6 protein-coding genes are annotated in these 6,891 nt (G+C 71.3%); 4 read left to right on the forward strand and 2 right to left on the reverse strand.

The window, feature by feature from the left end:
- The first annotated feature begins 1 nt into the window (after position 1).
- From BLQ73_RS23535 to BLQ73_RS23550, 4 genes are read left to right on the forward strand one after another with little or no spacing between them, the layout of a single operon-like run.
- Positions 2 to 937, forward strand: a complete 936-nt coding sequence (locus BLQ73_RS23535) for an ABC transporter ATP-binding protein (protein ID WP_093173425.1) — start codon at positions 2 to 4, stop codon at positions 935 to 937.
- 8 nt (positions 938 to 945) lie between these two features.
- The gene (locus tag BLQ73_RS23540) at positions 946 to 2,115 is read left to right on the forward strand and encodes an ABC transporter permease (protein ID WP_093173427.1); all 1,170 of its coding nucleotides are present in this window, start codon (positions 946 to 948) and stop codon (positions 2,113 to 2,115) included.
- The gene (locus tag BLQ73_RS23545) at positions 2,112 to 3,266 is read left to right on the forward strand and encodes an ABC transporter permease (RefSeq protein WP_093173429.1); all 1,155 of its coding nucleotides are present in this window, start codon (positions 2,112 to 2,114) and stop codon (positions 3,264 to 3,266) included. The genes BLQ73_RS23540 and BLQ73_RS23545 overlap by 4 nt, the downstream gene beginning before the upstream one ends.
- A gap of 2 nt (positions 3,267 to 3,268) precedes the next feature.
- Positions 3,269 to 3,760, forward strand: coding sequence for a nitroreductase/quinone reductase family protein (locus BLQ73_RS23550; RefSeq protein ID WP_093173431.1), 492 nt, complete (start codon positions 3,269 to 3,271; stop codon positions 3,758 to 3,760).
- Positions 3,761 to 3,850: 90 nt separating this feature from the next.
- Here the strand turns inward: BLQ73_RS23550 and BLQ73_RS23555 are convergent, their stop codons facing one another.
- Positions 3,851 to 4,711, reverse strand: a complete 861-nt coding sequence (locus BLQ73_RS23555) for an ABC transporter permease (RefSeq protein ID WP_093173433.1) — start codon at positions 4,709 to 4,711, stop codon at positions 3,851 to 3,853.
- The gene (gene lanKC / locus BLQ73_RS32690) at positions 4,708 to 6,882 is read right to left on the reverse strand and encodes a class III lanthionine synthetase LanKC (protein WP_275936315.1); all 2,175 of its coding nucleotides are present in this window, start codon (positions 6,880 to 6,882) and stop codon (positions 4,708 to 4,710) included. The genes BLQ73_RS23555 and lanKC overlap by 4 nt, the downstream gene beginning before the upstream one ends.
- Between the last annotated feature and the right edge of the window lie 9 nt (positions 6,883 to 6,891).

The following is a 6,891-nucleotide window of genomic DNA, read 5'->3' on the forward strand; positions in this document are numbered from 1 at the left end:
GATGCCGATCCTTGAGATCACGGATCTGACCAAGCGCTACGGAGACACGCTCGCCGTCGACGGTGTGAGCTTCTCGATCGATGAGGGGGAGACCTACGGCCTGCTCGGCCCCAACGGCGCGGGCAAGACCACCACCATCTCGATGATCGTCGGCGTGCTCGACCGCGACGGCGGCGAGGTCCGGCTCGACGGGCGGCTCCACAGCGTCACCAATGCCGAGACCAAGGCGCTCATCGGCTACGTCCCGCAGGACCTGGCGCTCTACCAGGACCTGACCGCCCGCGAGAACCTCCGCTTCTTCGGCAGGCTGTACGGCCTGGCCGGAGCCGAGGGCACGCGCAAGGTCGGCGAGGTGCTTGAGGCCGTCGGCCTGTCCGACCGGGCGAACGAGCAGGTCGCCAAGTTCTCCGGCGGCATGATGCGCCGACTCAACATCGCGATCGGGCTGCTCAACAAGCCCCGCCTGCTGATCCTCGACGAGCCCACCGCCGGGGTCGACCCCCAGAGCCGCAACGCCATCCTCAACACCGTGCAGCAGCTCGCAGGAGAAGGCGTCGCCGTGCTGTACACCACCCACTACATGGAGGAGGCCGAGCGCCTCTGCGACCGGGTGGGCATCGTCGACCTCGGCCGCATGAAGGCCGAAGGCACCCGCCGCGAACTGGTCAGCCTCGTCGGCGAGAACGACCGGGTGCTGCTCAAGGGCGACGGCGACATGAAGCAGGCCGCGGCGGTGCTCTCCGGCATGCCGGACATCAAACAGGTCACCGTGGACGGCGCCGACGCCGAGCTCATCGTCACCGACGCCAGGGGCACCCTGCCCGGCGTGTTCGAGACGCTGACGCGCGCCGGCGTCCACGTGCGCTCCGTCGAGGTGCGCGAGCCGGACCTCGAGGCCGTCTTCCTCCACCTGACCGGCAAGGCGCTGAGGGACTGAGGAACGCCATGAACCTCGCGACCACCACCATCATCGCCAAGGACCTGAGGCAGCGCCTCCGCGACGGGACGATCCTCGTCTTCGGCGTCGTCCTGCCGCTCGGCATGGCGTTCATGTTCAGCGTGATGCTCGGCGGCGGCCAGAACCCGGCCTTCGCCGCGACCTACGCCGTCGCCGACCTCGACCGCGGCTCCGAGGCCGCCGCGTTCACCCAGGGCGTCCTCGAACCCATGCGCGCCCACGGCAACGTGAAACTCGTCCAGGCGTCCTCGGCCGGCGAGGCGAACCGCCTCGTCGACGAGCGCAAGGCCCACGCCGCCTTCATCATCCCCGCCGGATTCAGCGCCGCCCTGCAGCGGGGAGAACCGGCCACCCTCCAAGTGGCCGGCAACCCCGACGCCTCCATCGCCATGCAGGTCGCCCGGGAGGTCGCCGAGGCGTTCGCCATCGAGCGCCGCGCCGTACAGCTCGCCGCCGCGGCCTCCGGAGGGCGGCTGCCGCCGCCGCCGGACCTCGCCCAGCGGGTGCAGCAGATCACCGCGCCCCTCAACCTGACCCAGGACGACACGGTCACGCGCCGGCAACTCGACACCACCACCTTCTACGCCGCCGGCATGGCGATCTTCTTCCTGTTCTACGTCGCCATGCTCAGCGTGATAGGCATCTTCGAGGAGCGCCGCAGCGGCACGATGGCGCGTCTGCTCGCCGCGCCGATCTCACGCCGGGCCGTCCTCATCGCCAAGTCGCTGAGCGGCGTGGTGGTCGGCCTGGGCTGCATGGCCCTGCTGGTCGGGCTCTCCACCCAGTTCCTCGGCGCACGCTGGGGACCGCCGCTCGGCGTGGCCGTCATGGTGGTGTGCGGCGTGCTGGCCGTCACTGGGATCACGCTGGCCGTGGCCACCTTCGCCGCCAACGCCGAACAGGCGTCCAACTGGCTGTCCATCGTGACGATGGCGCTCGGCATCCTCGGCGGCGCCCTCATCCCGCTCGGCCAGCTCGGCGCGTTCGAAGCGGTGGGCTATGTGACCCCGCACTACTGGTTCCTCTACGGACTGTCGGAACTCGCGGGCGGCGGATCGCTCGGCGTGGTGCTGCTCCCCGCCCTCGTCCTCCTCGGCCTGGCCGCGGTGGGCGGCGGGATCGCGCTCGCCCGCGTGGGAAGGATGCTGCACGCATGAAGGTGACCGCCATCGGCCTGCTCAACCTGCGCAGGGTCTTCCGCGACAGGGCGAATATCTTCTTCGTCATCATCACCCCCTTCGTCATGATCTTCGTCATGGGGCTGTTCTTCGGCGGCAACCAGCAACTGCGCCTCGGCGTCACCGGCGCGTCCGGCCCGCTCGCCGAACGGCTGGCCACCGCGTTCGACTCCGGCGACGTGCGCGTCGAACGCGTCGGCGACGCCGACGCGCTGCGCGCCGACGTCGAACGCGGACGACTCCACAGCGGCGTCATCATCCCCGCCACCTACGACTCCGACGTGCAGTCCGGGAAGCAGAGCGAGGTGCGGCTCATCACCCGCCCGAACGACTGGGGCGCCGTGGACCTCGGAAGCTGGGTGCGCACCGCCGTACAGCAGGAGGCCGCCCTCCTCAAAGCCGCCCGCTTCGCCGCGCAAGAACGCGGCGACTCCTTCGACGACGCCCTGCGGACCGTCGCCACCGCCACCGTGCCCGGCATCGACGTCCAGGTGAGCGCGGGCGGCCGGGCCGCCGTCCCGTCCGGGCTGAGCCAGTTCGCCGTCTCCGCCCCGCCGCTGCTGCTGCTCTACACCTTCCTCACCGCGATGACCACCGCGATCGGACTCGTCCAAGCGCGCACCTCCGGAGTGCTCCGCCGCATGTACGCCTCCCCGACCCCCGCCAGAAGCCTCGTCGCCGGCGAGGCCGCCGGGCGGCTGATCATCTCCCTGGTCCAGGGCCTGCTCATCATGCTCGGATCGGCCCTGCTCTTCGGCGTCGACTGGGGCGACCCCCTCGGCGCGGCGGCCATCCTGCTGCTCTTCTCCCTCATCGGAGGAGGCGCGGCCCTGCTGCTCGGATCCATGCGCAGCGAAGGCGGCGCACTCTCCCTCGGCGTCGTGCTCGGACTCGGCCTCGGCGCGCTCGGCGGCACCATGGTGCCGCTCGAAACCTTCAGCGGCACACTCCGCACCATCGCCATGTTCACCCCGCACGCGTGGGGCTACGAGGGCTTCGCCGAGCTCGTACGGCACGGCGCCGGCATCCTCGACATCCTCCCGCAGCTCGGCGTGCTGGCGGCGTTCGCGGCCGTGCTGTTCACCCTCGGAGTGTGGCGCCTGCGCCGCGTCCTCGTCGCCGGGAACTGACCATGCCGAAACCACCCGTGGTCATCAAGAGGTCCTCGCCCGTGGCCCGCCTGATGCTCAAACTGCTGAACCCGTACATGCGCTCAAGCATCCGAAAAGGCGGCCACGGCGCGGACAACCTCATCCTGCTGCACGTCACCGGCAGGAGATCGGGCACCCTGTTCACCATCCCCGTCATGAAACACGATGCGGGCGGCGACACGTTCGTCCTCACCGAGGGCGGCTGGCGTGTCAACCTGCGCGGAGGCGCCGACGTCGAGCTCACGGAAGGCGGCGAAAGGCGGCCCGCCCACGCGCGGCTCGACGAGGACCCCGACTCCATCGCCCGCACCGTCGCCGCCGTCCTGCGGCGGCGCGGACCCAAGGGGGCCCGCGGCCTCGGCATCGTCGTCAACGTCGACCGCCCGCCCACCCTCGCCGAACTGGCCGACGCCATCAAGGCCAATGGGCGGGTCGGCGTCGTACGGCTCACCTACACCGGCGACATCCGCTGACCCGCCCGCGACCGGACCGGCCATCCGCCGGGCGCAGCCGTACGGGGAAGGCGGCGCGCACGGCGGGTGGCCTGTCAGGCGGCCGGTCTGCTAGGCGATGCGGCGGAAGCGTGCGGTGGCGAGGCCGAGGAACGCCAACCCCGCGCCTGCGACCAGCAGCGCCTCCGCCCACACCGGCACCGTCCACCCGAACCAGGCCACGCCCGGGTTCACCAGGGCCTCCACGTCCGCGGGCGCGTCGACATAGCGGAAGACCGCCTGGCGCATCGGATCCACCGTGTAGGTCAGCGGGTTGACCAGCGTGAGGAACCCCAGCCAGGCCGGCAGATTCCCCACCGGGAACAAAGCCCCCGACAGGAACACCATCGGCATGATCGCGAGCTGCGAGACGCCCATGTAGGACTCGAGCTGCTTCACCCCGGCGGCCAACATCACCCCGAAAGCCGACACCGCGAACGCCGCCAGGAACATCAGCGCGGCCAGCTCCAGCAGAAGCAGCGGCGCGTACGGGACACCCGCCAGCCCCGCCAAGGCCAGCAGCACCACCCCTTGAGCGCACGAGAGCAGCGCCCCGGCCAGCACCTTCCCCGTCACCAGCGCCGTACGGCTGATCGGCGCCACCAGCATCTCCCGCAGGAAACCGAACTCCCGGTCCCACACGATCGACGACGCCGACGACATCGACGTCACGATGACCGTCATCGCCAGGACGCCCGGGAAGACCACGGTCTCCAACGCGACGCCGCCCGGCACCGCAGGCAGCAGCGAGCCGAACCCGCCGCCGATCACGAACAGCCACAGCAGCGCCTGGAACAGCATCGACACGGCACGTCCCACGTCGTGCGTGAAACGGATGCACTCACGCTGCAGTACCACCTTGACCGCGCGGGCATTGTGCCTCACCCCGCTCAGGGGGACGTGGACACCTGCGATCTCACGCGTCGTCGTCATCGCCGGCCGCCTTCGGCGCCCTCGCGCTTCGCGAGGAACGGGAGGAACGGGACCTGCGGGTGCACGGCCGTGTGGACGGCGAGGAGTGCTCCGGCGGTGCCGGTGGCCATGTCCATGGACAGGCGGACGCCCATGGTGCCGGGCAGTGCCGTACCGCCCTGGTGGGCGACGGTGTGCCAGGTGAGCTCCTCCAGGGCGCGGGCCGTGTCGGGGTGCCGGCTGCGGGCCAGGCAGGCCAGTTGTCCTGCTTTGCCGTGGAACAGGCTGCCCTGCACCGTCACGCGGGTCCTGGCGGGGCGCAGCAGTTTGGGGAGGGCCTCGGCGATCCGCTCGTCCTCGTGATGGGCGCCCAACTCCAGTGCGGCCAGGGCGATGCCCAGGCTGCCGCCGTCGATGTACGGCATGAGCCGCTTGCCCGGCTCCTCGACCATCAGCGCGTTGTCGGTGGTCAGGAGGCAATGGTCGAGGTCACGGTGGATCGCCCGTACGGCGAGCCGCAGCCACCCGGCATCGCCCGTGAGCTCGAACAACCGGACGAACAGCAGCGCCGGCCCCGACCAGCCCCGCATCAGCCCCACCCCGCCCGTCCCCGTCCCGGTGCCGGTCCCGGTCCCGGTGCCGGTGCCGGTGCCGAGGAGTTCGGCCAGGCGGCCGGCGACGCCCAGCGCCTCACCGGGCCGCCCCAGCTCCAGACGCGCCAAGGCGATCCCGGCCAGCCCGTGGAACAGCCACGGGCTGGTCCCCTCCGGCACCCGGTGCCGCTCGATGAGCTCCTGCGCCCGCTCGGCGCGGCCCAGCCGGTGCAGCGCGTAGGCGATCCCGGCGGTGCCGTCGAACAGGCCCGGCCGCGGATCGGACAGCCTGCCCGCGGCCCGCTCCAGCCACTCCACGTGCTCCCCGGGCACATGCCGCCCTGCGGTGTGCAGCGCCCACAGCACCCCGGCCGCGCCGTACGCCAGGCACATGCCCCCGGTCTCGTCCAGCGTGAACTGCTGCACATCCCCCGGATACAACCGGTCGTCCCGCTCCGGCGTCGCGCTGCCCACCACCGTCGCGGCCAGCGCCGCCGCCAGCTCCTCCCCGGCCCGCCTGTGCCCTTCCCCGAGCAGCGGACCGCCCCGTCCGGCCCCGGCCTGTCCGCTGAGGGCGGCCGGTTCGTGCGGGAAGGGCAGCGGTGGCGGGTGGCGGTCGGGGTTGAGGTGGGCGGCGACGGGGTCGGTCCAGCCGGCCGGCACGGGGAAGTGGGTCCGCAGAACATCGATCAACTGGGCGGCCTTGCGCGGGTCCAGCGCGGTGATGCGGCTGAAGGTGAGGAAGCACGCCAGGCGGACGGCGGCCATGGCGTGGTGGTCGACCGCGGTGCCGGTCCGGCCGGGGGCGGCGAAGCCCGCCGCGGCCAGGCCGGGCGCCCAGTCGGTGTCGGCCGCGTCGAAGGCCAGCTCGTAGTCGACCAGGGCCACCGACTCGTCGGGGCGGACGATGATGTTGCCGAGGTGGAGGTCTCCGAAGACGACACCGCGTTCGTGGATGGCGGCGATGAGGGTTTCGACCCTGTCGATGATGCGTATTACGCGCCGCGTGTAGTCGGCCACGTCATCGTCGGTGGGGTCGCTTGTGACGACCCACGGGTGGTTGACGGCGCACCAGACGTGCAGGGACTCGCCTTCGATGTGTTCTTCGGCCAGGAAATGATGCCCACCCACCACAAAACCCCCCAACAACCGAGGAACCCCCACCACACCCCCCAACCGCCCCAACGCCCAACGCTCCACCCCCAACCGCGCCACCGCATCCCGCCCGTGATTGTCCAAACCCGCGAACGGACGCCCCTCCTTCACCACCACACGCGTCCCATCACCGGACAACCCCGACCCCACATACACACCCCCCGCATTCGAGAAATGCAACGCCCCATCAATCCGGAACGGAAACACCCCCACCCCCTCACCCTCCGCCCCGGCCCCGGCCCCGGCCTGAGACGTCAAAAACCCCGGAACCTCCACCCACACCGGCGGACGGAACACCGGCAACCGCCGATCCGGCACCAGCACCCCGCCCGGACCACGCACCGCCCCCACCCACTCCCCACCCCCGTCCATACACCGCAACCCCCGAAAACCCCCGAACCGCACATACAAAGGACCCCCGCCCCACCGCACATCCGACAGCACCCGAGGACC

Origin of the sequence: Sinosporangium album, assembly GCF_900100605.1 — a bacterium.
In the GTDB taxonomy this organism is placed as follows: Bacteria; Actinomycetota; Actinomycetes; order Streptosporangiales; family Streptosporangiaceae; genus Sinosporangium; species Sinosporangium album.

Excerpts from the sequence above, each read along its gene's own strand:
- BLQ73_RS23535 (WP_093173425.1), top strand. The coding sequence starts at position 2 with ATGCCGATCCTTGAGATCACGGATCTGACCAAGCGCTACGGAGACACG.
- BLQ73_RS23540 (WP_093173427.1), top strand. The coding sequence starts at position 946 with ATGAACCTCGCGACCACCACCATCATCGCCAAGGACCTGAGGCAGCGC.
- BLQ73_RS23545 (WP_093173429.1), top strand. The coding sequence starts at position 2,112 with ATGAAGGTGACCGCCATCGGCCTGCTCAACCTGCGCAGGGTCTTCCGC.
- BLQ73_RS23550 (WP_093173431.1), top strand. The coding sequence starts at position 3,269 with ATGCCGAAACCACCCGTGGTCATCAAGAGGTCCTCGCCCGTGGCCCGC.
- BLQ73_RS23555 (WP_093173433.1), bottom strand. The coding sequence starts at position 4,711 with ATGACGACGACGCGTGAGATCGCAGGTGTCCACGTCCCCCTGAGCGGG.